The sequence below is a fragment of the Tumebacillus avium genome (assembly GCF_002162355.1).
Taxonomy (GTDB): domain Bacteria; phylum Bacillota; class Bacilli; order Tumebacillales; family Tumebacillaceae; genus Tumebacillus_A; species Tumebacillus_A avium.
Window position 1 is genome coordinate 2,647,402 of record NZ_CP021434.1, and the last position, 25,644, is coordinate 2,673,045.

Sequence of the window (25,644 nt, forward strand, 5' to 3'; positions counted from 1 at the left end):
TACTTTTGCCTATACCCAGCAAACGATGCGCAGAAACTTTCAAAATGGCGCGATGATACGGCAGGAGCAATTGACGCGATATCTGCTGCCCGGCTCTCTAGTGGTCGTGGATGCGCAGAATCGCAATACGTTGCAGCAGTGGTTGGAGCAGATCCACGCCCAAGGTATTCATGTTGCGCCGCATACCAGCACGATTACTCTTGCACCTGATTTTTGTCTTGGAGGAGGTTCTGTATGATCGGACAGAATTCGATTGAAATGGAGAAGGCTGTGAAAAGTTCTTCTGATTTTTTGCTGCTGCAATTGGAGGGGCTGAAGGAGCATTTGGACATCCTGATTCGGGATCGGGCCATTGGCAAAAGCCAAGTGCAGAACCTATTGCGAGCCGCCCAGACGGCGTCTGGAATTCCGGAGCTTAAGCTGTTCGTTCAATACCAGATGGGACGGGATGAGAAACGCACCGGATGGGCGAAGGAGTATAAACATAAAAAGTTCGGCGAGCGCATGATTTCTGTTTTGAGCAGCATCGAAGAGCGAGCAAAGACGTTGGCTCATGAAGAAGTGGGAATCGACTCGCAAACAGCAGTTGGGCTGAAACTCGCAGAACGATTTTTTGTGTATTTGCAGTGGCATTTCACCTATGTGGAATCTACCCAAAAGAAACAACAGAGACCTGAAAATGATGCAGGCAAACGCCCGCCCTATTCCAAGAGTCAGAATCGGGGTGAGCGGAGATGAGTCAGTTCCATCTTTTCCATAACGAACTAACGGTCCGCGGTGAACTGCGTCTTGAGACGCCTTTGCACATCGGGGCAGGCAATAACGGGTTGTTTGGGATCGGGAACGAAGTCGTGAAACGTGCGAACGGCGCGCCTTATATTCCGGGTTCATCGCTTAAAGGGACGCTGCGCTCGCTGTTGGAGCGATTGGCAGGTGTTGGGCAATTGCCGAAAGCTGAGAACGGCAAGTCGGTTTGTATCTCGACAGACTGGAAGCACTTTTGTCTGGCTGATTCCAAGCCGGATGCAATTAAGGACAGCGATGCTCGCAGGGGGCGATCTGCAGAAGTTGCTCAAATTGTCAGTGACAACTCCTGCGTGTTGTGCCACATCTTCGGCAATACGATGATGGCGGGGAAGGTGCAGTTTTTTGACTGTGAAGTGCGTGCCGACTCTTGGACCGGTCGCTATGATCACCGTGACGGCGTAGGCATCGACCGAGATACTGGAACCGCTAAGAATGGCGTGAAATATGATTTTGAGGCTGTACCGGCGGGAACTGCTTTTGAGTTATCGATTCGGGCTTTGAACTTGTCTGAGGTGGAAAAGGTCTGGTTGCTGGTCGGGCTGGAACTCCTGCGTCGTGGCGAAGTTACGCTTGGCGGCAAGGCTGCACGGGGGTTAGGAAAAGTCCAAGGGGTGAACTGGACGATCCTTGAACGCAATCAGGATAATTTCTTTGCCGCATTGCTGAAGAAAGAGGAGAGCGAAGTTTCTTTTGAGACGTATACCGAACAACTCTTTGCTCCTCTGATGGAGGTGTAGCATGTTTAAAGAACTTCGAAACGAAGCGGTGTTTCAATTCCACTTGAAAACGGATGCTCCCTTTGTCATCAAAAGCGGGTCGGAAGATATCTTGGACCCGACATTGCCGGACAGCCAGTTATTGCGTTCCTATCGCAACGGAAAGATGGAAGCAGTGATCCCAGGGTCGAGCTTGAAAGGCGTATTTCGCTCGCGAGCGGAGCAGCTTTTGAAGACGCTTGGTCATCATACAGATACATTTCGTTTTGTAAGACGGAATGGCGGTACTGCCAGAGAACTCTATGACAATTCCGATCTTGCTCAGCAACTGTTTGGCTCTACCGTCATTAAGTCAAGAATTTTGTTTCAAGATGCGTTCCCCGTTGAAGGTACTGAGGTTGTTACTGGTTTGCGTCATGGGGTGGGCATTCACCGCGTCACAGGCGGCGCAGCGGGCGGAGTTAAGTTTGACACAGAAGTGGTCGAGGAAGCTGTTTTTCAAGCCGAGATACGGCTCGTGAATTACGAACTGTGGCAATTGGCTTTGGTTGCGTGGCTCATTCAAGACTTGCACGAAGGATTCATTAAGATCGGTTCGATGACGACGCGAGGATTTGGGCGATTCGAGGTCGATAGTCTAAACTTGAACGTCCGTGACTATCGCTCGCAAGTCGAGCGCCTGACCGGGTTTCAGGAGTCTGATACGATCGGCAGTCCTTTGCATTGGAAGCGCATGTTGTTACGCAAGGAGATTCAATTCACTTCGCTGCAAGAGCTGATCGGGGAGAATGGCCTCTTGCTGAATGTGCCATTTCCTAAACCGAAGGAGATTCAGCGATGAAGAAACCGAAACCGTATGGTTTTGTACCGTTTAATGATCGGGTGGAGCGTGAGCAGATCGTAGGGCGAGAAGAGTTGAGAGCTGATCGCTGCCACGGAAAACTTTCGATTGTGATTACAGCGCTCACGCCGCTCTTAGTTGCTACAGGCAGGCTAGAGCGTGTGGGTGACAAACTCGTCAAAGGGTTGACGATGCGTAACGGGGTACCAGTGATTGCCGGCAGTACCTTAAAGGGGATGAGCCGGGCCCATGCGGAAGCCATGAGTTACTCTTGTAACTTGTACGGACGGGTTAATTATGGGAAGTTGGCCGAAGTCAACAAATACCCCTGTAATGATCAGGTGAAGATCCCCAGCAATGTGCGCGCCTGTGTTGCTTGCAGAGTCTATGGTTATACGATGAAGCAAAAGCAGAACGTGGCGAAAGGCTTGGTCGATTTTACTGACTTTGCACTTGAAGGGGAAGTCGGGCAATTTGTAACTGTCTCGAAGATTCCTTCGCTTTACGCACCCTTACGAGATGCCAAGGCACTTCATTATTATCAGAACGATGAAGACTACCTGCAGAAGAAAATGTACCGACATGGGAAGCCGCAGACGCATACAGGCGCTGAGTATCAAGTGGTCGAGGCGGGAGCTGTCTTTTCGGGCGATCTCACCTTTCAAAATCTGACGCGGGACGAACTTGCCTTGCTGGTACTTTCCCTGGGGGCTGCGCAAGGGGAGAGAAAATTTCAATGTAAGCTTGGCTACGCGAAGCCGGCTTTTTTCGGAAGTGTTCAGATTGAGGTGAAGGAAGTCGTTCCCTATGCACGGCCCTTTTTGTCAAATGTTCGCTCTTTCTCGAAAGAAGATCTGTTCAGTTGGGCAGAGAGCTACGGCCAGGACGAATTTTTACGAGAGCAAATCCGCAGAGTTGTCGACCATTACCAGTACGACCGTGATAAGCATAATGAATGGAATCGCGACCGGACTGGGATGAAGTCTTACTAGGGGGGAGTCCATGTCTACATCGCAGGTTTCCAAACAGCGCAAAGCGGAGTTGGTCGACTATGTTGAGCAGATGTTGAACCGGTCGAATACCCTCCAATCAGCATCCAATCCAAGCAACAAGATCACCCGTTCGGTTTGGGATCATATCACCCAACTTTTGCGAATTGTCGAAACGAGTTTTTCAGAAGAGACGGATCGGAAGAAGCAGTTCAACCAGTGGATTCATGACCTGCCGAGCCGTGCAAAAGACATTAAAGTGAATGCAGCCGATCTAAAGAAAGTCCAAACGTTTTTGTTACATCCGAAATTCCAGTCTTTCGGCACAGACGAGATGAGGTATGTTCTCGGTTGGTTGCAAAGGCTTTCGTAAGAGGGAGGGAAGTTGGTATGTCGGAGGTAATTCTGATTGCAACTGTCGGGAGGTCTCGCCAACCGATTGTAATAGCACACCAGAAACACAAGCCGAAGTTCACCTTATTTGTGGCATCCAAGGAGAACAACAATCAGCCAGGCAGTCGCTTTAGTTTGGAACAAAAAGGTGCACCAAGAGGGAAAGGTGATCCGCCGAAAGACACTCTTGCAATCGTTGGACAGTATTTGCTTCGCAAACGATCCAAGGAAACTGGGGAAAATCCGCACGATAGTGAGTTAGTCGCAGTCAGTAAGTACTTGTCTGAAGTGACGGGAAAGGATGAACCTTCGATCCTCGACCAATTGCAGATTAACGAGGGTCAATATGAGATCATCGAGTTGGAGCACCCGGACAGCATCTCGGAAGCATATAAGAAGATCAGTGAACAAGTGACCCTCTTGCAAACTGCGCATCCTCATGCCACAATCATCATCGATATTACAGGTGGTACAAAATCAATGAGTGCTGCAGGAGCAATGGTTGCCAGTGATCTGAACCTTGAAGTTTCGGTTGTGACGGGGGTGCGCACCAATCTGGAGAAGGTAGATGCCCTAAGTGAAGCGCGTCTTCAAAATTATGGCGTTATCGAACTGAGCAGAGACATTAAACGTATCCAAGAGCGTTTCGCTTGTCGAGATTATCCGGCTGCTGTTGAACTTTGTAGCGAAGTGTTACGAGATGCAGACCGTAAGAGCTCACGTGAGGTTGAAGAGATGCAGTTGATTCCCAATTTGGAGAAACTGCAGAAGTTCGCCAACGCGTTCAAGGAATGGGACGAATTCGAGCATGACAAAGCGGTCGATTTGTTACAAATCATCGGTCGGGATGCGGTTGAATGGAAGATTTTTGGTGAAAAGGTTGCGACGGCGAAGCGCTTGATGCAGGGGTATTATCAGGACAGGACGCGAGCTGTTGAGAAGAAGGTTGGTTTCGAAGTTGTTTATGACCTGTTCTTCAATGCTGTTCGAAGAGGCGAGCAGCAGAAGTTTGATGACGCTGTAGCCAGACTATATCGAACATTAGAAGTGTTGGAACAGGTGTTACTGATCAACCGGCATGGCATCAGGACAAAGTACGTCTTCGTGTCAGAACTTGAAGGGAAGGTTTCATCAGACCTTAAGGGAGTATTGGGCAAGAAGTGCGATGAAAACGGTGTGTTTGAATCTGCATTGCAAGACTCGTTCACGATCTTGCAAGAGTTGGATGTGGAACTGAGGTCTTTTATTGAAGCGAGAATGAAAACAATGTGCAACTTGCTGGGGGATCGAAACAACTCGATTCTCGCTCACGGGTTTACTCGTGTGGAAGGGCAGGCGTTTCAAAAGTTTCAGAAGTTCGTCTACGAGTACCTCACAGGCATCGATGAACTGGTGGGGAACAAACGTGGATTAAAATATTATGAGAATGCTCAATTCCCAAGGGAAATTACATTGTGAGCATCGGGCAAGTGTGAGAAAAGGTCATGACAGATACGTCATGGCCTTTCAATGTTGGACGAAATGTTTACCAAAATAATTCTTCATATGAATAAATCATTCGGGAAGTTTGCTATCTAATGAAATAGTAATATGCTATCATAACAATTAACAACAAGGAGGCGAAGTGGTTGAGTGATGTTAGAACAGAGACGTTAGGGGAGAAAATTAGACGGCTCCGACTGGAAAAAGGCATGAGTCAAGGTGACCTGGCAGATGGCTTTGTAACCGTATCGATGATCAGTCAACTTGAACGCGGCAAGAATACAGCCTCTGTAGAGTTGATGCATCATATAGCACGAAAACTTCAGGTGCAGCTACACGAATTGGTCCGTAATGAAGTGGATCAGATGGAGTTGTACAATCGCCACAAACTAGCGAAAATATATCTGGATCTTCGTCAGCCTGACCAAGCGGAACCGTTGTTGACGTACTTAAGAGAGCGGTCTGAGATTTCGCATGCGGACCTGCTTGAAGTGATGATCGATCTCGCAGAATGCATGACCCAGCAAGGGCGATACGAGGAATCCATTCAATTGGTGGCGCCGGTTGTATCTGATTTGGAAAATAAACTTTATGACGATGTACACGTCTTGGCTAAATTTCGGAAGCAGATGGGCAATGCGTTCTTTTTGAAGAACGACTTTACACAGGCGTATTACAACTACCAGAAGGCTTATGATCTGGTGGAGCGGTTTACCGAGTATGATCAGCTAGCCGCGTATATCTCATTTAACTTGGGTCATACATTACGAAAGTTGGGGCAGCATCAACTGGCAGGGTTCGTTCTGGAGCGGGCTCAGAGGTATTTTCAAAATAATCAAGATGTTCGCCGAGTCGCCGACACGCTGTTTGCCAACGGTCAGGTATACTATGAGGCGAAGGATCAGAAGCGGGCTGCTGAGATGTTTCAACAGGCGCATGTGTTGTATACAGGACTGAATATGATTTCATGGGCGGTCAAGGTTCAGCACAATGTAGCAGCAATGCTTGCGTTAAAAGAGGATAAAGATGCTGCAATCGAAGAATTGAGGAAATGCGCGGATTTTTATCAGAGGGAAAATGATTACGCAAACTATCTGCTCGTTTTAGCAAAGATGGCCGACATGTATCTTGCTTCAAACCTTGAGCAAGCGGAGCAATGCCTGAGACTTGCGGACGAAGTAGTCCGTATTCATTCGTTGGAACATACGGAAGAATGCGCGGCATTTTTCCGGGTGTACGCAAGGCATCATCTTGCTTGCCAACGGTTTGCGGAAAGTGTTCGCTATGCAGTCGATTCAGCAACTCGCTATGCTAAAATGGGAATTGTTGTTGAACAAGTTGATTCATTAGAAATTGCAGTAGATGCTTATCGTGGATTGGGTGCATTCGAGACGGCATTAGCAGTCGAGAGGGAGCGGAATGTATTGCTCGGGAAATTGTATCGGAGGGAGGTGGCGAGATGAAACGATTGGTTTTGTTTGCACTGGTGTTGGGATGTTTCATTACCGGCTCGGTCGTGACTGCGGACGTGAAGAACAGCGCGGAAACTCTGCCGGGACCGGGGCCAATGGTCTCTGTTCATGAAACGTTGTAGTGCAAAAACCGCCTGTCTCGTCTAACGAGTAGGCGGTTTTAGTTAATAGCGTTTAGTCGATGAAACATGATCGAGTGCTTTTCGTTGCATTGATGAGGAAAGGCACAAAGGGTTCATTGTAACCCAAATAGGGATATCGTATACTGAACTTGGAAAAACTAGAGGTATTATAGGGTTGTTTCGAGGATGGAGCCCATTTCGGTGCAAAAAGTCGATCCTCGAAAAAATTGCGATCTGCGATGTGTTCTATAGTTGACAGAAACCGCATGAATACTACGTTTTAGGCCGATCTCCAAGGTCGGTCACATTGAGAGACCCGAGTAGAAGGGGACTGAAAGAAAAGTACATCATCAGCATCTCTATTAGTGATGACTAGTCACATTGAGAGACCCGAGTAGAAGGGGACTGAAAGTCCTTAGAATAGGTCGGAAGCATCGAAATACTCAGTGTCACATTGAGAGACCCGAGTAGAAGGGGACTGAAAGTCGCTGATACCTACTTTGTCGGTCATTATGACTTACAAGTCACATTGAGAGACCCGAGTAGAAGGGGACTGAAAGTCTCTACGGCTCTACGCACATCGTCTGAGGACAGAGGGTCACATTGAGAGACCCGAGTAGAAGGGGACTGAAAGCTGCTTTTCATGATCGTATCAGAACTGCTTCACTCTCGTCACATTGAGAGACCCGAGTAGAAGGGGACTGAAAGAACGATCCGCAACCATCGGCGGAGCCTTCACCATGAAGTCACATTGAGAGACCCGAGTAGAAGGGGACTGAAAGTGTAAATCGTCGCGGATGAAGACGATCGCAGGTGTTTCGGTCACATTGAGAGACCCGAGTAGAAGGGGACTGAAAGAGTCATTGCCCTGGCGGATGTTGTCAAAGCTCCGAATGTCAGATTGAGAGACCCGAGTAGAAGGGGACTGAAAGATCCTGAGCCGGGCGGACGGTGACAAGCTGATCATTGTCACATTGAGAGACCCGAGTAGAAGGGGACTGAAAGAACGAAATGTTGGGTTCATCCGATGAACACGCGGCTGTCACATTGAGAGACCCGAGTAGAAGGGGACTGAAAGAGCTTTTCAAAAAATGGCATCTTTACTGGTACACTTGTCACATTGAGAGACCCGAGTAGAAGGGGACTGAAAGGTGGTCATGCCGTCACTTCCTCTCCGTATTCGAACAGCGTCACATTGAGAGACCCGAGTAGAAGGGGACTGAAAGGTACTCGTCTTGATAGACAACAACGGAGACTATGAAGTCACATTGAGAGACCCGAGTAGAAGGGGACTGAAAGAACGGGCTTGATCGGCTTGACGGTTGTGTCGCCGATCTTGTCACATTGAGAGACCCGAGTAGAAGGGGACTGAAAGTGGGTTGCCTCGAAATGGCTATGCAAATCGCTGAGGAGTCACATTGAGAGACCCGAGTAGAAGGGGACTGAAAGCGACGGCAGCCTTTACAGATTCGTGTGCAAGATTCAGTCACATTGAGAGACCCGAGTAGAAGGGGACTGAAAGCGCGGAAGCTGCTACTTCTTGCATGCCGGACTGCACTTGTCACATTGAGAGACCCGAGTAGAAGGGGACTGAAAGTGGAGGACTTTAATCCCGCTGGTCGCGTTGCTTGCAAGTCACATTGAGAGACCCGAGTAGAAGGGGACTGAAAGGGGCGCGGAGCCCTTCCGGTGCGGTGACTTCGGGTCCGTCACATTGAGAGACCCGAGTAGAAGGGGACTGAAAGTGTTTCTCGATCCACATTTTATTGAGTTCTGCCGCGAAGTCACATTGAGAGACCCGAGTAGAAGGGGACTGAAAGAGGAGTCGTTGAGCATATGCACCGGCATATTGAATAGTCACATTGAGAGACCCGAGTAGAAGGGGACTGAAAGACGATGTATGAGTGGAAGTCATATGCCTTAGACCTCGTCACATTGAGAGACCCGAGTAGAAGGGGACTGAAAGGATCAGTCATGGTCAACACCGCCGATCAGCCCAAGTTTGTCACATTGAGAGACCCGAGTAGAAGGGGACTGAAAGAGCCAATGAAAAGCCTGGTCTGGGTATTGCGTGAACAGTCACATTGAGAGACCCAAGTAGAAGGGAACTGAAAGGGCGCACGCGGGTTACCGGCAAGGCCAAATACTCCTGCAATCACATTGAGAGACCCGAGTACAAGGGGGCTGCAAGATCAGTTTCCGCCACAATTTGTTTATATCAACATAAAAAACACCCCACACCCTATCCCGCCTTGCGGAATAGGGCTTTTTTGCCTGCTTTGGTTTTAATTCATATCTTAATCTTTCTGTTTACATAATGTATAGTTCATCAAGTATGATCTCATATCTTGTGAGGAGGATCTGCTTGAATCCATTTACTTCCAAGCGGTATTTGCCGCTGCGTAAGCTATTGTCTTTCGTACTCATCTTTGCTTTAATCTTCACTCTGATCCCAAGCAGCTCCACCGAGGCGGCCAAAGCGGCCAAGCCGAAGAAACAGGAGCTGACCGATCAGCGCACTGAGACGACCAAGCTGTTTGACAACGGCGACGGCACGTTCTCGAAACAGATCTACCCGACCCCGGTGCACCACAAAAAAGGGGACCAGTGGGTCGACATCTCCGCAAAGTTGATCGGCGCGTCCGATGCCAATTTTGTAACCACCGAAAACACGGACATCGGAGTCCGCTTCCTGACTCAAATGAAAAAAGGCGAGTATGCTGCCTTCGAAAACGGCCCGCACTCGCTGACTTACTCCTTCCTAGGCGCAGCAGGCGTCACGGCAAAAGACGTCCCGGCTGTCTATGAAGACAACCGCATCTTTTACAAGGACGTGCTGCCGGGGATCGACCTGCGCAACATCGCCTTGGACTCCTCTGTCAAAGAAGACCTGATCCTCAACCGCTACAGCGGTGTTTCGACTTTTCTTTTCCACATCAACACCCAACTCGACGCGAAACTCGCGGACAACGGCGAAGTGATTTTTGCCGACAAGAACGGCACGGCTGTTTTCACCTTGCCGAAACCGTTTATGACCGACTCGAACATCGATGAGAAATCGGGCGACGCACAGCGCTCCGACAACGTCTCGTTCCAATTGGAAAAGCAGGGTAACGGCTGGCTGCTCAAGCTCGTCGCCGACCCGAACTGGCTCCAAGACTCGGCGCGCGTCTATCCGGTCTACATCGACCCGACGACCGCCAAAGCCACGCAAGGCAATGACGCGTACGTCTCTTCGCAGTGGCCGACGACCAACTACAACGGCGACTGGGACAGCACGTACGGTTTTTACGGGCTGAAGACCGGCTACTATCCGGGCGCGGGCGAGAACTTCTCCTATGTCAAAATGCTCGTCCCGACTTCGCCCGACCTGCGCAACTATACGATCGAATCGGCCACGCTGAATCTCTACACCGGCCATTCGTACTCCACGACCGCAACCGGCGTCTGGGCGGATACTGTATCGGCCAACTGGGCCCCGGAAACGATCACCTGGAACAACAAGCCGGCGTCGACGGCACTGACTTCGACGACCACCGTCAAAGGGCAGTGGGCTTCGTTTAACGTGACCACGGTAATCCGCAACATGGTCAGCAACAACTTGACCAACAACTACGGCTTCAAACTGCATACCAACGGCAACAACGAAACCTATTGGAAAAAATTCTATGCGATCGAAAACCAATCGAACAAACCGTATCTGAACATCACTTATACCACCAAAACGCCAAGCGCTCCGACCGCCACCGCGTATGCGAACTGGACGGGCAGCGAATCGAGCTTCCTCGATCTGAAATGGGAGCCGGTGCCGGGCGCGACCGGCTATAAAGTCTGGATCTTTAACGGCAAAGACTACGAAGCGTTTGACGTGAAAAACGTCACAGCCTGGTCGACACACAACCAGGACATCTGGCCGACCGAAGCGGAAATCGCCGGCGGCCGCTACCTCCTGCACCATGATGCAAACGGTGCGGAATTGGCAAAAGACCCGCGCCAAGTCTACACAAACTCCGGCGGCAGCACCACATGGGGCTACTACGGCGATTCCACCCGCTACTATGTCCGCGTCTCCGCGTACAGCTCGTACGGCGAGTCGCCGATGTCGGCCGGTACCTCCTTGACCATGCCGGAGCGCGCCGAGGATCTCGGCCACGAAGAATTTTGGCCGTATGCAGCGGTGCCGGGCGGGGACATCAACACGGCAACCGGCAACCTGATCCTGAGCGGCGAAGGCTTCAGCCTGCCAGGCCTCGGTCCGGATGTGGACATGAACCGCACCTACAACTCCCGCTCGCCGGAGGACGGCGCGTTTGGCTTCGGCTGGACGTTCCCGTACGAGATGCGCCTCTCGACCGACGCGAGCGGCGATGTCATCTTCAAGGACGCGGACGGCACCACCCACCTCTTTAAGAAAAACACGGACGGCTCTTTCCAGCGTCCGCTGGGCGTCTATCTCGATCTCGTCAAAGACGCCGGATATTCGCTGACCAACCGCGATCAGGTCAAATTCACGTTTGACGCCGGCGGCAAGTTGACGAAGATTCAAGATGACAACAACAACGCGCTGACGCTGGCCTACAACGCGGCCAGCCAATTGGTGTCGCTGACCGACGCCACCGTGCGCGTTACGCAGATCACCTACGATGCGGCTAGCGGCAACATTGCGTCCGTAACCGATCCGGCGAACCGCGTGTGGCGTTATGCGTACGACGGCGCCAACCTGAAAACGGTCACCAACCCGAAAGGCTATGTGACCGAGTTCACCTACACGGACAACAAATTGACCGCAACCAAGGCCTATGATCCGGCGAACTCGGCCGATCTGCCGACCTTGTACGCGTTTACGTATGACGCAGACGGCCGTCTGACCGCAGTCCAAGACCCGGGCAGCCAGATGACCACCATCGCGTATGACCCGGCGAACCAAAAGACGACCGTCACGAACAACAAAGGCGTCTCCGCCGTCTACACCTACAACGTGTCGGGCAACCCGGAGTCGGAAGTGACCGACTCGGCCGGACTGAAGCTGACTTCGACCTACAAGTACGACCACAACAACCTGACCGAAGTCAAAGACCCGAACACCAACCAGTTGCAAACATCCACGGGCACCGCGCAGCAGCCGAACAAGTCGTTTACGTTTGACGCGAACGGCAACATGCTGACGGCAACCGATGTAATCAAAGGGAAGGAGACGTACACCTACAACAAAAACAACGACGTCGTCTCCTTTACCGACCGCAAAGGCAACAAGTACACCAACACTTTTGACGGCAAAAATCTCACCTCGACGACCAACCCGGCCAAAGTGTCGGAAGGCAAGCTGTACGATGCTTCCGGGAACGGGAACATCGTCGCTTCGACCGAAAAGATGGGCATGGCGGAGAACCTGTTTGCCAACTCCGGCCTGGAAGAGACCGTCCCGGACCTGAGCCAAAACTACGTCAAACTGACCGGCAACAACAACGGCACCATCGGTTTTGAGACAAAACCGGCCCTGACCGGCAGCGCAATCAAAGTTGTCTCCACGCCGGTCGACTCCGGCTGGGGCTACATCGCCGCCACCAAAGAGATTGCGGTGCAGCCGAACACGACGTATCTGCTGAAAGGCAAGATCAAGACGTCGAACGTCACCAACGGCGGCGCGTTCTTGAACGTCTATCAGATGGATGCCAACGGCGCAGGCACCGCAGGCTACACCGACAGCCGCGCGACCCGCGTTTCGGGCTCGACCGACTGGGTCGACCAGCAGGTGCAAGTGACGACCAGCGCGACGACAACCAAGCTGCGCGTCTATCTGGAGCTGGAGCACTCCGGCATTCTGACCAGCGGCACGGCGTGGTTTGACACGATGCACCTGATCAATGTGACCAGCGGCACCGCGCCTGCGAACTGGACGAAAACCACGCTGAACGACAACGGCATCGTGTCCTCGACCGGGGACGCAGCACGCCAAGGCTATCAGGCGGTCAAACTGATGCCGAAGTCTGCCAGCTCGAATTTTGGTTATGTAGCGGCGACCCAAGATGTCGCGGTCAAACCGAACACGACCTATACGCTCAGCGGTCTGATCAAAACGGACAATCTGACCGGGGCCAACGCCTTCCTCAACACGATGCAATTGAAGGCGGACGGGATGGCCACGGCCAATCCGTATGCGGACAACCGCTACAGCCAACTGAACGGCACGCAGGACTGGACGGAGCGCCAACTGTCGTTTACGACGTCTGCCGATGCGGTGAAAGTGCGGGTCTTCCTCGAAGTTGACCACTCGACGACTGCAACGTCCGGCGCGGCGTATTTTGACAATCTGCAGCTCGAACCAAGCGCCGTATCGACCCGCTTCAATCCGCTGCAAAACACTTCGTTTGAAGGCGGCATCACCGACTGGGCGAACTACTCCGCAGGCCAGATCGACAGCGCCGAGTCGTTTGACGGCACGAAATCGTTGAAATTTGTGCGCAGTTCGACGACGGCCGCGTACGGAATGGTCATGCAGCGCATCCCGCTCAACCAGACCACGGCGGCGCCGGTCACCATCTCCGGCATGAGCAAAGCGGAAAACGTGAACAACGCCGTGGAAAAAGGCCAGAGCAAAGACTACTCGATCTGGATCGACGCCGGGCACGGCGATGACACGTACACGGTTGGCCAGGCGATGTTCTCGCTGGGCACGCACGACTGGCAGCGTTCAGCCGTCACGCTGAATCCGAACCGTCCGATCAAATATCTGAACGTCTACCTGCTGTTCCGCAACAACAATGCGGGCACGGTGTGGTTTGACAACATTCGCGTGCAGGAAGGCAGCGCGATCACCACGTATGGCTACGATGCGAAAGGCAACTACGTCACGAAGCTGACCAATCCGAGCGGCCAAGTGACGCAGTCGTCGTATGACCTCGCAGGCAACTTGGCGCAGCAGACCGATTCGGGCGGGCTGACCCGCACGTTTGGCTACGATGAACTCAATCGTCCGCTGACCACCACGATTGACGACGCGAACATTCGACTGGCGAACACGTACGACAAGCAAGGCAACGTGATCGAGAAAAAGCTGACCAGCGCGGATGGCAGCACGGTGTACAACAAGATCTCCTACTCGTTTAACGCAGCGGGGCAGACCACCTCGGCGACCGACCCGCTGGGGAACACCGTCGCGTACGAGTATGACACGACCGGCAACCTGACCAAGATCCTCAATCCGACCGGAAACACGCATGAACAGCTGTACGATGCGGCCGGCCGGGTGACCGAGGTCAAATTTAACGGCGTGCCGTATTTCCGCCATACGTATGATGCGAACTCGAACAACACCAAGACGGAGAACCTGCTCCTGGGCGAAACGAAGACGCGCACGTATGACAAAGCGAACCGCCTGACCGCGCTGAACGGCCCGGAAGGCACGCTGTCCTATCGCTATGACGCCAACGACAACACCACGTCGCGCACGATTGTAAATGGCGGCAAGTCGTATGCGCTGAACTACACCTACAACAACCTGGACCAGAACACGCTGGTGCAGGATGCGATGACCAGCCGCACCTACCGTTTTGACTATGACGAGATGGGCAAGCCCCGCTCGCTGATCAACGGCAACGGTGTGGGCACGATGATCGCGTATGACGACAATCAGCAGATTGAGTCGCTTTTGATCGGCAAATCGGGCGGAGTCTCGATCGGGCAGTTCCGCTATGAGTATGATGAGAACGGCAACCGCACGAAAATCATCGACGGCAGCGGCAAGCAAGTCACCGCGTACACGTATGACAAGCTGAACCAGCTGACGTCGGAAATTGACCGCGTCACCGGCAACAAGATCGAATACACGTACGATGCGGTCGGCAACCGTCAGCGCAAAGTCGTGACCAACACCGCAGGAACGGTGCTTTCCACGACGAACTACAGCCATAACGCGATGAACCAGCTGACCGCTGTGAACGGCCAGCCCCTGAATTATGACAAAATTGGTTCTCTGCTTGAAGACGGGGAAAAACTGTATACGTGGGATGCATCCGGCCGCTTGAGCAAACTGGTGAACAAGACGGACGGTAGCGCGGCGCAGTATTTCTATGACGAAGAAGGCCGCCGCATTCGCACGGTGAAGGCCGGCGTTGAAACCAACTACGTTTACAAAGGCCAGCAGGTGCAGTACGAAACGAATGCGGCCGGCGCGATCACCCGCTACTACACGTACAGCGCCAACGGGCAGCTGCTCAGCACGACCAAGGTGGAAGGCGCTGTCTACACGACCTACTATTACCACTTGAACGAACGCGGCGACGTCATCGCAGTCACGGATGACAGCAACAACTATGTCGCACAGTACACGTACGATGCGTGGGGCAACATCGTGGCGCAAAGCGGCTCTTTTGCGGACGAGAACCCGTATCGCTACGGCAGTTACCGCTATGATGTCGAGAGCGGACTGTATTACCTGACCGCTCGCTATTACAACCCGCAATACGGCACGTTCCTGTCGCTCGACCCGCAGGCGGGCGAGATGACCGATCCGCTGACGCACAACGGGTATCTCTATGGCGCGAACAACCCGGTGTCGTTTATCGACCCGGACGGGGAGTTCTTCTTCCTCGCCGTCTTTGCCATCCCGGCCATTGTTGAAGCGGTGGCGGCGATGATCTATTTCACTGCGCTGACCGCTGCGGTGATCTGGACGGCGACCAACCCGGTCAAAGTCCCGACCCTGCACAGCTCGTCGACCGATGCGACCGCATCCGGGTCACAGACGGGAGGCTCCGCGAAAGCCAAGGAGCGCGTCCAGAACAAGCCGGCCCACGGGCCGAAACCGCTGCCCGGCACGAAGAATCTGCCGCGCGTAGAGGTTCCGACCAAAGGCTGGCAGGATGTTGGCGATATGGACACGCATCTGGAGCAGGAAGGCCTGACCCAATCGGGCGAAGTGGAAGAGACCGGCGATATGTTTAAAGAGAAAGTGCTCAACCCGGACGGCACCGTCTGGGGCGAGATTCACTACAACCAGCCTCATTATGATCCAGAAACGGGCGAACCGACCGGCAAATACTACCCGGATCACATGCAGCGCTACAAGCCAAGCAAACCGGGCAGTTTCGGGAAAGGGCATCGCTATTGGAATGACTAATTGGTAGAGAACGTAATTCGGGAACTCCTTGAAGCATTGCTTCAAGGGTTCCCCCTACATAGAGCGGACGGAGGGCGAAACGATGCATGTGCATGAAAGTGCTTCGCGCTTGATGATCGAGCATTTTGATGAGACGACAGAAGGGCAGGCGCTTGATGTTTATGAGCTGTTCCTGCGCGGGAACAGGATCGTGCTGTTCGGATATTTGGCGCAGAATCGCAGGCAGCCGGATGCGCAAACGCTGTTCACCAGCGAGGCGTGGCCGGAAGGATTCGAGTTCCTGCGCGGCGGCCCGGTCAGTTGGTTGGCAGCACGGACGCGGGAGGAGATTCGCAGGCTGCTTCATTTTTGCGGCTATCTGTCCTTTTGCGCAGTCGTGCCTGCAGATGGCAAAAGTCTTGCGGATGCCGTCTATTTTTTGCATGGGTTTGAAACGGTAGACGGGAGCAACCTGCGGATCGAAGAGCGAGGGGCAGGGAAGTTGCAAACGGAGATCGTGCCTGCTTTGGAGCGGATGGAAGGTGTCGGGTTTCCTTCCAGGTGGCGAGAACGCTGGCGTCCGCAGACGATGACGGTGCACACGCGGAAAGTGGCAGACCTTGGCGCAGTGTTGCAGGGGCAGCGGTTGCTTGGCGTGTCGGCAGGGTTGCGAGGGGAGTTATACGCTGCGGCAGAAGACGGTGCCGGGACTCGGTTGTATCGGATCGAGGGCGGGCAAGTGACCTCTGCTGTTTCCGTGGAGACGGAGGATACTCCGGCACACGTGCAGCCTTTTGGCGAAGCGGGCTGGTTGACGGCAACCGGCGGCGCAGAAGCGGAAGACGAGCAAAATGCCCAAGTGTGGGCGGCAGACGGCACGGAGCGAAGCGCCTTTCATACGGGCGGCGACATCGTGCACCTGCAGTCGGTGGGCGATGAGGTGTGGATCTCCTACAGCGAGGAGGGCGAAATCGACGACGATCCGCTTCGTGCGGGCGGCGTCGTGTGTTTTGACGGCGACGGACAGGTGCAGTTCCGCTTCAACGAGATCGCGGCGGAGCAGGGATTTCTGCCTAGCATCGAGTGCCTCGTCCTGAACGTGTCCGCGCCGGGAGAAGCATGGATCTATTCCCGACCCGGTTTTGCGCTGGTGCATGTGCAGGGGAATCGGACGGCTCAGGTTTATCAACATGCACCTTGTTCGAGTCCCGATTTTCCGGCAGCCTATGCGACCGCGTTTGCCGTGCAAGAGGATCAAGTGCTTTTTGTGGGAGAGGGTGATGTGTATCTGATCTCGCTGACCACAAACGAAGTGTGGCAAGGCAGTGTCGGGATTCCGTTTGTCGAAGCGTTTGCGAGAGGAACGTACCTTTTTTTGCGAACGGCTGCGCATGAGATTTATCAACTAACACAAGAAACCCCCATCAATTCCTGATGGGGGTTTCCTGTTTTGGACTTCCTATTTCGCATCCCAATCCACATCAACCGCATACGGAATCGGGTCTTTCACGCCCGCTTCCTTAAACCCGCGGATACGCAGCGTGCACGACTCGCACTCGCCGCAAGATGGGTCGGTGCCGAAGTAACAGGAGTGGCTCAAATGCAGCGGAGCGCCTAACTCAGTACCGAGTTTAACAATCCCCGCCTTGGACAGCATTTGCAGCGGGGTCTCGATCTTGATCGGGTGCCCCGTCACGCCTGCCGCTGTGCCTTTGTTGATCACTTCCTGGAAGGCCGCAATAAAGTCGGCACGGCAGTCCGGGTAGCCGGAGTAGTCGAGTGCATTTACGCCGATATACATCGCTTCTGCACCGATCGCTTCCGAGTAGGACAAGGCGATCGAGAGGAAGATGATGTTTCTCGCCGGGACATATGTCACCGGAATATCCGTCTCTTCGCCTGTTCGATGCTTCGGAATCTCTTTATCCGCATCGGTCAAGGCCGAACCGCGAATCAGCCCTTTGAGGTCGGCGATAAAGTGGCGATCTGACACGCCGTAGAACTCGGCAACCTTCTTCGCCGACTCCAGCTCAATCGCCGCTTTCTGCCCGTAGTGGAACGACAACGGGTACAGCTCATACCCGGCCGCCTTCGCCGCCGCCATGCAGGTGGTGGAGTCGAGGCCGCCGGAGAGGATGATGACCGCTTTTTTGCTCATCGCATTACACTCCTCGCTTGTCTGGGTCCCAGACGATCTTGTGCAGCTGCACTTGGAAGCGCGCATCGAGCTCGTCTTCCAGGATCCAGTTGACGAGATCCTCCAGCTCGATTTCGCGGAATACCGGGGAGAAGATCAGCTGGTAGCCGTCTTTCGGATGAATCCCCTGCTCGCGGATCAGCGCGGTGCACCACTCATAGTCTGCACGGCTGCCCACGACAAATTTCACCTCGTCGCGCTCGGCCACGATGTGCTGCAGATTCGGCAGGTGCATCTTTTCACTCATCCCGGAGGACGGGACTTTCATATCGACGATAAAACGCTGCTTGGCATGCAGTTGGAACTTGGAGACGTCAATTGAGCCGTCCGTCTCAATCGACACTTCATAGCTTTCTTCAGCCAGCAGGTCCAGCAGGCGCTGCATCTCGGCGCGGGGCTGGATCAGCGGTTCGCCGCCGGTCAGACAGACGCGCTTGCATTTCAAGGCGCGGATCTTGTCCATCACTTCGTCCGGGGTGATGATGTCGCCTTCGAAGTAGGAATATTTCGTGTCGCAGTACGTGCAGCGCAGGTTGCAGCCGGTAAAGCGCACAAAGATCGTCGGCAGGCCTGCCGACGATGTTTCACCTTGAATGGAAAGGAACAGTTCATTCAGCCGCATCGTAATCCTCCCGGGTCAGTTCCGCATATGCGGTCGGCGTTTCCCACAAGCGCAGGCGCATCAGGCGGCACGGGGTGTCGTCGACAATCTTGCCCAAAAACGTGTCGATGATTTCGAAAAAGTGGAAGACCATGTTTTCGGCCGTCGTGTTGAACTCCATCAGGTCGTTCAGGAAACGGTGATCGTAAACGCCGATGATCTGCTCGTTGACGATCTTCTTGATGTCGCCAAAGTCGACGACGATGCCGCGATGGTCGGTGCGGCCTTTGATGGTGACTTCCAATTTATAAGTATGGCCGTGCAGGTTCGCGCACTTGCCAATATAATCATCCAAACGATGTGCCGAGTCGAACGTAAAGATCTTAGTCACAGACACTTCTCGGTTGTGATAAGGTTGTTTCGTCATCGGGATATTCGTCTCCTCAGTCTAAATTAGATTCAACAACCACTATAACAAATAGCAGGCGGGTTCGTCACTGGAAAATCAGCTGTATCTGTAGTCTGCCTGAAACTTGTGGTTCTGAGCCGCGATTTTGATTCTTATACTAAACAGTACGGCAGAAGGATTGCATTCTCTGGCGATTTTGGTTCACAATAACGTAGGTAAGATTGAAAGTGGAGGGGAACCGATGGCAGGTACTGCTGAACACGAAGCACAGATCCAGGCGTTCGGAAACTACCTGGAAGAGAAGAAAAAGTCGCCAGGAACGGTGCAAGGGGTAATGCTCGATCTGGGACAGTTTGCCGATTTCATGGCCAAACGCGACAAGGCATTTGGGGAGCTCACCGAAGAGGATGTCAACGACTTCGGCAGCGAACTGCGGGACGGCGGCAAATCGGAGAAACTGATTCACCGCAAGTTCAAGGCGATCAAATCTTTTTACAAGTTCCTCGAAAACCAAGGACAGTCAGGCGATATGGATGTGACGATTTCGGAAAGCAAGTCGTACATCCTGTCTTTGCCGCGTCCGCTGACGATCGATGAGATGAAGCGGTTTATCATCGCCTGCGGCGACATCAAGCGCCGGGCGATCTTCACCACGATGTACGAAACCGGGCTGCGTCCGGACGAACTCGCCCGCCTGCAGCAGGACGACATCAACTGGGATGACCTGTTTTTGGTCGTCAAAAACAAAGAAGGGGAGCGCGACCGGCTGGTCTTTTTCTCCCGCAAGCTGAAAGATATGCTGAAAAAATACATCCGGGCCAGCAAGAGCAAGCTGCCCAACGTCTTTGTTGACGAAAAAGGCCCGATCCGCCAGGCGAAACTGCAGGTTTTGTTTGTCGAGACGGCCAAAGACGCCAAGATCGAAGGGCACATCGCCCTGCAGTCGCTGCGCCGCTCCTTGGCGGCACACATGATCGAGCAGGGGATCGACATCGGCCATGTGGCGCAGATCCTCGGCCTGAAAAACACGAATTCGCTCGACGTGCTGGTGCCGGCCGGCGGAGTGCGGGCCAACGACTATCAGAAGTTCATCAGCGCGTTAGATCTGTAACCCATAGATGTCATCAAAATGTAATGCAAAGTCCGTCATCCTGACGGGCTTATTTTTTTGGTGCTTTTCGAATATTTATAGTAATTTAGTCACAATTTCCAATGTAACTTTTTTGGACGCGTCGCGTCTAATATTCATAGAGAGAGAAGGATGCTAGACTAGAAGAGTAGAGAAAGGTGTGGTTAGAGTGTCTTTGGAAGTTTTTCAGTGGGTGACCTGCAGCGCATACATCTTTTTTGCACTCATGATCCTCGTTCGTTTCACCTTTTACAAAAAAAGCTTCGACGCACGCGGCGCCGTCTATTTCTGGGGCAGCCTGTTGTTTCTGTCGCTGGTCGTGTCCGACCTGACGTCCAACCTGTTTTACCAGACTGAACTGCACGTCTGGCAGAACCTGCTCTTCGCCGCACTGACCGTGTGGACGATGTTTAAGGCTGTGAAGAACCGCCGCTTGGTTGGCGGGATGGCTGTCGAGTCATAAGAAACGAGTCATAATAAAAAGGGAGTGGCCCCAGGCCGCTCCCTTTCTGTTTTACATCTTGTATTCGATGCCCACCATATCGCGCACGACGACCGAAGCCAGAATCAGGCCGGCCACCGACGGGACGAAGGAGATCGACGCGGGCGGATTTTTCGCTTTGCGCGGCGCTTCGCCTTCTTTGACATGTTCGGGGACGATCGCTTCGGTAACATCGATGCGGGGCTTGGCCGGCTGTTCGAGCGAGCAGACGACTTTGACGCCTTTGTAGATGCCGTGGTCTTTCAGCTTGCGGCGGATGATCTTGGCGATCGGGTCGACTTTGGTCTTGGAGATGTCCATGACGCGGAACATCGTCGGGTCGACTTTGTTCGCTGCGCCCATCGACGCGACGATCGGAATGCCGCGCTTGTGGCACTCGACGATCAGCAGGATTTTCGCCGAGATCGTGTCGATCGCGTCAACGACGAAGTCGGGGTTGTATTTGAAGATCTCGTCTTTCGTTTCTTCCAAATAGAACATGCGCAGCGGAATCACTTCGATGTCCGGCGCGATCTCATGCACGCGCTTCATCATCACGTCGACTTTTTCCTGACCGATGGTCGAAGTCAGCGCCGGAATCTGGCGGTTGATGTTGGTGACGTCCACTTCGTCTTTGTCGACCAGCACGAGGCGTCCGACGCCTGCGCGGGCCAATGCTTCAACGGTGAACGATCCGACGCCGCCCATCCCGAGTACAACGACGGTGCTGCCTTGCAGTTTTTCAACGCCCTCAGGGCCGATGACAAGTTCAGTTCGAGAATGCCGAGTAAGCATAATCACAGAAACTCCTTTAGGTTGTATTATCCAAGTTAGAATCCCCCGAAATAATAACATAATTCCATCGGAAATGGTACAAATGGTACAAATGCGCATCTGACAATCGAATTGCATTTCTGACAAATGATATTTATTTTTCCTGTTTATATTTATTTTATTTAGCAGAAGGAAATCTGCACCATGAGTGGAATATTTTTCAGTGTAAAAGTAGATATTTCGGAGGGATAAGGGTGAATAAATTTACGAAACTGATGTGTGCAACGGCGACCGTTCTGTTTTTGGCCGGCTGCAGCGTTCCGACCGCGACAACAACTCCGGCAACTGATCAGAACGATGCTCCGGCCACCGCTGCTGCCGATCAGGAAAAACCGGCTGCGGTAGAGTGGAACAAAAAAGAGATTGATGTGGTGGACAACGGGAATATCCCGGTTGCTGTCGATGTGTTAAAAGGAGCGGGCGACATCAAGGCGCAAGCAACCACACCTGCGGCAGGAGAGGTATTTAAAGCGCCGTGGAACCATTATGGCAAAGTCGTAAAACTTACCGGGGCGGTTGCGATCGTTCAGGAATATCCGCCGGAAAGCGATATTGCAGCCGCGTTGGAAAGCGACAGCGTGAGCGAAATGGTCCTCATTGCCGAAGACGGCACCCTTATTGATTTCATCGCATCCACTTCGAGCGGCGACGTACAGGTTGGAAGCACCGTTGCTGTATACGGCTATCCGGTTGGACATGTGACAGTTGATAATAAATTAGGCGGTCAGACGGAACAGTTGGCGATCGTCGGAAACGCGTTTGATATCCAATAAGAGATCGAAGAAAAGACCCCGCAAGCGGGGTCTTTGTCGTATACTGGACTCAAATCACTTTAGGAAATGAGGGAAAGTCTTGTTCTCTGCCAGCAGCTACTCCGGTACTCGTGAAGAAAATTATGAAGTGGTGATTCGTCAGTTCGAAGCGTTGATCGACGGCGAAAGCGATCTGATCGCCAACCTTGCCAATGCTTCCGCTTTGCTGAATCAGTTTTTGGACACGATCAACTGGGTTGGTTTTTACCTGATGAAGGAAGGGGAACTTGTCCTCGGGCCGTTCCAGGGCCTGCCCGCCTGCGTGCGCATACCGGTCGGCAAAGGCGTCTGCGGCACCGCTGCCGAGCACCGCGAAACGATGCTCGTCGCCAACGTGCATGAATTCCCCGGCCATATCGCCTGCGATGCGGCATCGCAATCGGAGATCGTGGTGCCAATCGTTGCAGACGGCAACCTGCTTGGGGTCCTCGACATCGACAGCCCGGTGTTGAACCGCTTCGATGAACTGGATCAAAAGTATCTGGAACAGTTTGTGGCGGCGCTTGTTCGCCACCTCTAGATCAAGCTCTGAAAACCTGTCAAAACAGGAGGATCTGCTGGGCGGAACCTCCTGTTTTGTTTTTTTATGACTGCTTATTGTGTTAGGGTCTGGTTTGGGTGTATTCTTGTAGACGGGTATCTATGATCTATTATTTTTTGATATATATTTTGTAACGATATGATGGAGGAATCAGAGATGAATCTTACGGAACGTTACCGGCAGATCGAGTCGGTCACGAAGTATAGCAACTACTATCTCGGCCGCTGCTATACGTGGTTGTCGACACCGATTACCGAACTTGCGGCGCGCATGGGGATGCACCCGAATGCCATGACTTTGATTTCGCTGGTGCTGGGCCTTGCCGCTTGCGGCCTGTTTCTGGTCGGCGACCGCACGTTCCTGGTGATCGGTGCCGTGGTTTTGTACCTGTCCTACGTGCTGGACTGGTGTGACGGCCAGCTCGCGCGCTTCACGGGCAAGATGAGCCCGTTTGGCGGCTGGCTGGACCAGATGTGCGACCGGATCAAAGAGTTTGCCTTCGTCTCAACGCTGGCGGTTGGCGCGTTCAAGCTGTACGGCGATGTGACGGTGTTTTACTGGGCGATGGGCTCCCTGTTTGTGCTGTTCCTGCTCGAGTACTACGGGCAGATGAACCGGGCGATCCCGGAATCCCAAGCTGCGCAGGAAACGGCTGCTGCGGTGGCTCCGGCCTCGCCGCAGATGGGCCGCCCGACCGATGGCCGCAAAAAGATCGTCATCGACTTCTCGATCGACGAGCAATACGCGGTCGTCTGCCTGCTGATCGTGCTGGCAGGCGCCAAAGGAACCTTGATCGGCGTCACGCTGATCGGGCTGTTGTTTGCTGTCTACAAACCGCTGCTAGCTTGGCTTCGCTATTTTAGAACGAATTGAGGGATTCTGGCATGAAAGCCGTCATCTTAGCTGCCGGAGCCGGTGAACGTCTGGCTCCGATTACACAAACGTTGCCGAAAGCGCTGTTGCCCATCGGTTCGGAAAGCATCCTTTCCCGTCAGATTCGCCAATTGGCGGAACACGGCGTGCAAGATGTCTATGTTGTCATCGGTTATGAAGGCGAAGCGATCCGCCAGCATCTGGCGGCGTCCAACCCGCCCTGCGCGGTGTACCTGATCGAGAACCCGGTTTACAAAACCACCTCGACCGCGTATTCCACACTGCTCGCCGAAGAATTTGTCAGCGGCGAGCCGTTCTATCTGCTCGACGGCGATGTCGTGGCCGACGGCTATGTATACGAAAAAATGGCCGCGCTCGACGGCAACGTTCTGCTCTATCAGGAAAAATCGATCTCTTCGCCGGAAGAGATGAAAGTGTCGCAGCAAGGCGATGTGGTCTACCTGAGCAAGACGATCGAAGACGAAGCGGCGCTCGGCGAGTTTGTTGGCCTGGCCCGCGTGTCCGGTGAGGCGAGCACGGCGTTTTTTGCTGCTCTGAAAAAGGCTGCGCAAGACGTGTACTACGAAGTGGCGTTGAATGAGATCGCTTCCGAGTTCCCGTTTGCGCTGGAAACGCTGGCGGAAGGCTCGTGGATCGAGATCGACTTTGTCACCGACTACCTGCAGGCGGTGCGCATCTTTACCGAGCAGCGCGACGTGGTCACCCCGCTGATCTCCGAGCAGGTGCTGCTCTGCCCGGGTCCGGTCATGGTCTCGAAAAAAGTAAAATCGGCGCTTCTGCACGCGGACATCGGACACCGCGAAACGGAATTTATCGAGATCCTCACCCGTTGCCGCGCCAAGCTGAACCAGGCGTACGGCGTGACCGGCAAGGACTACACCAACGTGATCATCACCGGCTCCGGCACCTCGGCGAACGAAGCGCTGCTCTCTTCCTACGGTCCGGGCAAAAAGCTGCTCATCCTCTCCAACGGCGAGTTCGGCAACCGCCTGATCGACCTGGCGCGCTGCCATGAGCTCGACTACACGGCGCTGGAGTTTGGCTGGGCGAACAAGATCGACCTCGGCCAAGTCGAAGAGATGGTCGCGACCGGCGCATACGACGCGCTGATGGTCGTGCATCACGAAACGTCTTGCGGCATGCTCAACCCGATCAACGAGATCGGCGCGATCATGAAAAAGCACAACGTCGACTTCCTTGTCGATGCGGTCTCTTCGATCGGCGCGGAAGCTCTGTCGGTGGAAGCGGCGAACATCACCTTCTGCACCGCATCGGCGAACAAAGCTTTGGCCTCGCTGCCTGGCCTCGCGTTCGTCTGCGGCAAAAAGACGGCGTTCCAGGCGCTGAAAGGGCAGAAGGCGCGCACGCGCTACCTCGACCTGTACAAGCACTACGAGTACGAAGCGGTGTCCTTCCAGACCCCGAACACGCCGGCTGTATCCTTGTTCTACGCGCTGGAAGTGGCGCTCGATGAACTGCTGCAGGATACGGTGGCGGCACGGATGAAACACTACGGCTATCTGGCGAGCCTCGTGCGCAACCGCCTGAAGAAGCTCGGCCTGTCGTTTGTGATCGACGAAGCGGAGATGTCCCGCGTTTTGACCACCGTGTATTACCCGGAAGGCATCGACGTGGAAGCGTTCCACGACTGGGTGAAGCAACACAACTATGTCATCTACCGCGGCAAAGGCCCGTTCCTCGGCAAGGCGTTCCAGATTGCCAACATCGGCCATGTCCGCGAAGAGCATGTGCTGGCGTTCCTCGACATGATGGAGCGCGGCTTTAAAATGACAGCAACCACAGCCTCTGTAACCCAGTAAGGAGTGT

Annotated in this window: 20 protein-coding genes and 1 CRISPR repeat array; of the genes, 16 read left to right on the forward strand and 4 right to left on the reverse strand. The window is 53.5% G+C overall.

All coding sequences use genetic code 11. From position 1 onward, the window contains the following. Positions 1-234 precede the first annotated feature (234 nt). From CBW65_RS12620 to CBW65_RS12660, 10 genes are all read left to right on the forward strand, one after another. Positions 235-738: a hypothetical protein gene (locus CBW65_RS12620; RefSeq protein WP_087457141.1), complete on the forward strand. Its 504-nt coding sequence runs from the start codon at positions 235-237 to the stop codon at positions 736-738. Further along, the gene (gene csx7, locus CBW65_RS12625; protein WP_087457142.1) at positions 735-1,544 is read left to right on the forward strand and encodes a type III CRISPR-associated RAMP protein Csx7; all 810 of its coding nucleotides are present in this window, start codon (positions 735-737) and stop codon (positions 1,542-1,544) included. Before CBW65_RS12620 ends, csx7 begins: the two co-directional genes overlap by 4 nt. Position 1,545: 1 nt before the next feature. After that, positions 1,546-2,364 (forward strand): RAMP superfamily CRISPR-associated protein, encoded by an 819-nt coding sequence (locus CBW65_RS12630; RefSeq protein ID WP_087457143.1) that lies wholly within the window; start codon positions 1,546-1,548, stop codon positions 2,362-2,364. Continuing rightward, entirely contained in the window at positions 2,361-3,356 is a 996-nt protein-coding gene (locus tag CBW65_RS12635; protein ID WP_087457144.1) for an RAMP superfamily CRISPR-associated protein, read from the forward strand. The genes CBW65_RS12630 and CBW65_RS12635 overlap by 4 nt, the downstream gene beginning before the upstream one ends. A gap of 10 nt (positions 3,357-3,366) precedes the next feature. Then, the gene (locus CBW65_RS12640; protein ID WP_087457145.1) at positions 3,367-3,726 is read left to right on the forward strand and encodes a hypothetical protein; all 360 of its coding nucleotides are present in this window, start codon (positions 3,367-3,369) and stop codon (positions 3,724-3,726) included. Positions 3,727-3,743: 17 nt separating this feature from the next. Further along, a complete protein-coding gene (locus CBW65_RS12645) occupies positions 3,744-5,204 on the forward strand; it encodes a TIGR02710 family CRISPR-associated CARF protein (protein WP_087457146.1) in 1,461 nt (486 codons plus the stop codon). Between the two features lie 170 nt (positions 5,205-5,374). Continuing rightward, positions 5,375-6,691 carry a helix-turn-helix domain-containing protein gene (locus CBW65_RS12650; RefSeq protein WP_087457147.1) on the forward strand — a complete coding sequence of 439 codons (1,317 nt, stop codon included), beginning with the start codon at positions 5,375-5,377 and terminating at the stop codon, positions 6,689-6,691. After that, positions 6,688-6,822, forward strand: a complete 135-nt coding sequence (locus tag CBW65_RS25095; protein ID WP_269767930.1) for a hypothetical protein — start codon at positions 6,688-6,690, stop codon at positions 6,820-6,822. Before CBW65_RS12650 ends, CBW65_RS25095 begins: the two co-directional genes overlap by 4 nt. 301 nt (positions 6,823-7,123) lie before the next feature. Continuing rightward, positions 7,124-9,013: direct repeats of the CRISPR family, unit length 37 nt; unit sequence GTCACATTGAGAGACCCGAGTAGAAGGGGACTGAAAG. A 174-nt stretch (positions 9,014-9,187) separates the two neighbouring features. After that, positions 9,188-15,940 carry a DNRLRE domain-containing protein gene (locus CBW65_RS12655; protein ID WP_198299610.1) on the forward strand — a complete coding sequence of 2,251 codons (6,753 nt, stop codon included), beginning with the start codon at positions 9,188-9,190 and terminating at the stop codon, positions 15,938-15,940. Between the two features lie 82 nt (positions 15,941-16,022). Further along, positions 16,023-17,354, forward strand: a complete 1,332-nt coding sequence (locus CBW65_RS12660; protein WP_087457149.1) for a hypothetical protein — start codon at positions 16,023-16,025, stop codon at positions 17,352-17,354. Positions 17,355-17,378: 24 nt separating this feature from the next. Here CBW65_RS12660 and queC read toward each other — a convergent pair whose 3' ends face one another. From queC to queD, 3 genes are read right to left on the reverse strand one after another with little or no spacing between them, the layout of a single operon-like run. Next, entirely contained in the window at positions 17,379-18,077 is a 699-nt protein-coding gene (queC, locus tag CBW65_RS12665) for a 7-cyano-7-deazaguanine synthase QueC (RefSeq protein ID WP_087457150.1), read from the reverse strand. A gap of 4 nt (positions 18,078-18,081) precedes the next feature. Next, on the reverse strand, positions 18,082-18,738 hold the full coding sequence (locus CBW65_RS12670; RefSeq protein WP_087457151.1) for a radical SAM protein: 657 nt from the start codon (positions 18,736-18,738) through the stop codon (positions 18,082-18,084). Next, complete coding sequence (gene queD / locus CBW65_RS12675; protein ID WP_198299611.1) at positions 18,725-19,144, reverse strand: 6-carboxytetrahydropterin synthase QueD; 420 nt, start codon at positions 19,142-19,144, stop codon at positions 18,725-18,727. Before queD ends, CBW65_RS12670 begins: the two co-directional genes overlap by 14 nt. Before the next feature lie 223 nt (positions 19,145-19,367). Here queD and CBW65_RS12680 point away from each other — a divergent pair, with 223 nt between their 5' ends. Further along, positions 19,368-20,237: a tyrosine-type recombinase/integrase gene (locus CBW65_RS12680; protein WP_087457152.1), complete on the forward strand. Its 870-nt coding sequence runs from the start codon at positions 19,368-19,370 to the stop codon at positions 20,235-20,237. Between the two features lie 187 nt (positions 20,238-20,424). Beyond that, on the forward strand, positions 20,425-20,718 hold the full coding sequence (locus CBW65_RS12685; protein WP_087457153.1) for a hypothetical protein: 294 nt from the start codon (positions 20,425-20,427) through the stop codon (positions 20,716-20,718). A 51-nt stretch (positions 20,719-20,769) separates the two neighbouring features. On the opposite strand, the gene CBW65_RS12690 is transcribed toward CBW65_RS12685, so the two are convergent. Continuing rightward, positions 20,770-21,531, reverse strand: a complete 762-nt coding sequence (locus CBW65_RS12690; RefSeq protein ID WP_087457154.1) for a tRNA threonylcarbamoyladenosine dehydratase — start codon at positions 21,529-21,531, stop codon at positions 20,770-20,772. Positions 21,532-21,764: 233 nt separating this feature from the next. On the opposite strand from CBW65_RS12690, the gene CBW65_RS12695 reads away from it, so the two are divergent. The 4 genes from CBW65_RS12695 (at position 21,765) to CBW65_RS12710 (ending at position 25,637) form a co-directional block, all read left to right on the forward strand. Beyond that, positions 21,765-22,343, forward strand: coding sequence for a hypothetical protein (locus CBW65_RS12695; protein ID WP_087457155.1), 579 nt, complete (start codon positions 21,765-21,767; stop codon positions 22,341-22,343). 79 nt (positions 22,344-22,422) lie between these two features. Beyond that, complete coding sequence (locus CBW65_RS12700; protein ID WP_087457156.1) at positions 22,423-22,902, forward strand: GAF domain-containing protein; 480 nt, start codon at positions 22,423-22,425, stop codon at positions 22,900-22,902. 177 nt (positions 22,903-23,079) lie between these two features. Continuing rightward, positions 23,080-23,796, forward strand: a complete 717-nt coding sequence (locus CBW65_RS12705) for a CDP-alcohol phosphatidyltransferase family protein (protein WP_157721923.1) — start codon at positions 23,080-23,082, stop codon at positions 23,794-23,796. Positions 23,797-23,807: 11 nt separating this feature from the next. Then, the gene (locus tag CBW65_RS12710) at positions 23,808-25,637 is read left to right on the forward strand and encodes an aminotransferase class V-fold PLP-dependent enzyme (protein WP_087457158.1); all 1,830 of its coding nucleotides are present in this window, start codon (positions 23,808-23,810) and stop codon (positions 25,635-25,637) included. The last annotated feature ends 7 nt before the right edge of the window (positions 25,638-25,644 follow it).

Excerpts from the sequence above, each read along its gene's own strand:
- CBW65_RS12620 (WP_087457141.1), top strand. The coding sequence starts at position 235 with ATGATCGGACAGAATTCGATTGAAATGGAGAAGGCTGTGAAAAGTTCT.
- csx7 (WP_087457142.1), top strand. The coding sequence starts at position 735 with ATGAGTCAGTTCCATCTTTTCCATAACGAACTAACGGTCCGCGGTGAA.
- CBW65_RS12630 (WP_087457143.1), top strand. The coding sequence starts at position 1,546 with ATGTTTAAAGAACTTCGAAACGAAGCGGTGTTTCAATTCCACTTGAAA.
- CBW65_RS12635 (WP_087457144.1), top strand. The coding sequence starts at position 2,361 with ATGAAGAAACCGAAACCGTATGGTTTTGTACCGTTTAATGATCGGGTG.
- CBW65_RS12640 (WP_087457145.1), top strand. The coding sequence starts at position 3,367 with ATGTCTACATCGCAGGTTTCCAAACAGCGCAAAGCGGAGTTGGTCGAC.
- CBW65_RS12645 (WP_087457146.1), top strand. The coding sequence starts at position 3,744 with ATGTCGGAGGTAATTCTGATTGCAACTGTCGGGAGGTCTCGCCAACCG.
- CBW65_RS25095 (WP_269767930.1), top strand. The coding sequence starts at position 6,688 with ATGAAACGATTGGTTTTGTTTGCACTGGTGTTGGGATGTTTCATTACC.
- CBW65_RS12660 (WP_087457149.1), top strand. The coding sequence starts at position 16,023 with ATGCATGTGCATGAAAGTGCTTCGCGCTTGATGATCGAGCATTTTGAT.
- queC (WP_087457150.1), bottom strand. The coding sequence starts at position 18,077 with ATGAGCAAAAAAGCGGTCATCATCCTCTCCGGCGGCCTCGACTCCACC.
- CBW65_RS12670 (WP_087457151.1), bottom strand. The coding sequence starts at position 18,738 with ATGCGGCTGAATGAACTGTTCCTTTCCATTCAAGGTGAAACATCGTCG.
- queD (WP_198299611.1), bottom strand. The coding sequence starts at position 19,144 with ATGACGAAACAACCTTATCACAACCGAGAAGTGTCTGTGACTAAGATC.
- CBW65_RS12680 (WP_087457152.1), top strand. The coding sequence starts at position 19,368 with ATGGCAGGTACTGCTGAACACGAAGCACAGATCCAGGCGTTCGGAAAC.
- CBW65_RS12690 (WP_087457154.1), bottom strand. The coding sequence starts at position 21,531 with ATGCTTACTCGGCATTCTCGAACTGAACTTGTCATCGGCCCTGAGGGC.
- CBW65_RS12705 (WP_157721923.1), top strand. The coding sequence starts at position 23,080 with ATGAATCTTACGGAACGTTACCGGCAGATCGAGTCGGTCACGAAGTAT.
- CBW65_RS12710 (WP_087457158.1), top strand. The coding sequence starts at position 23,808 with ATGAAAGCCGTCATCTTAGCTGCCGGAGCCGGTGAACGTCTGGCTCCG.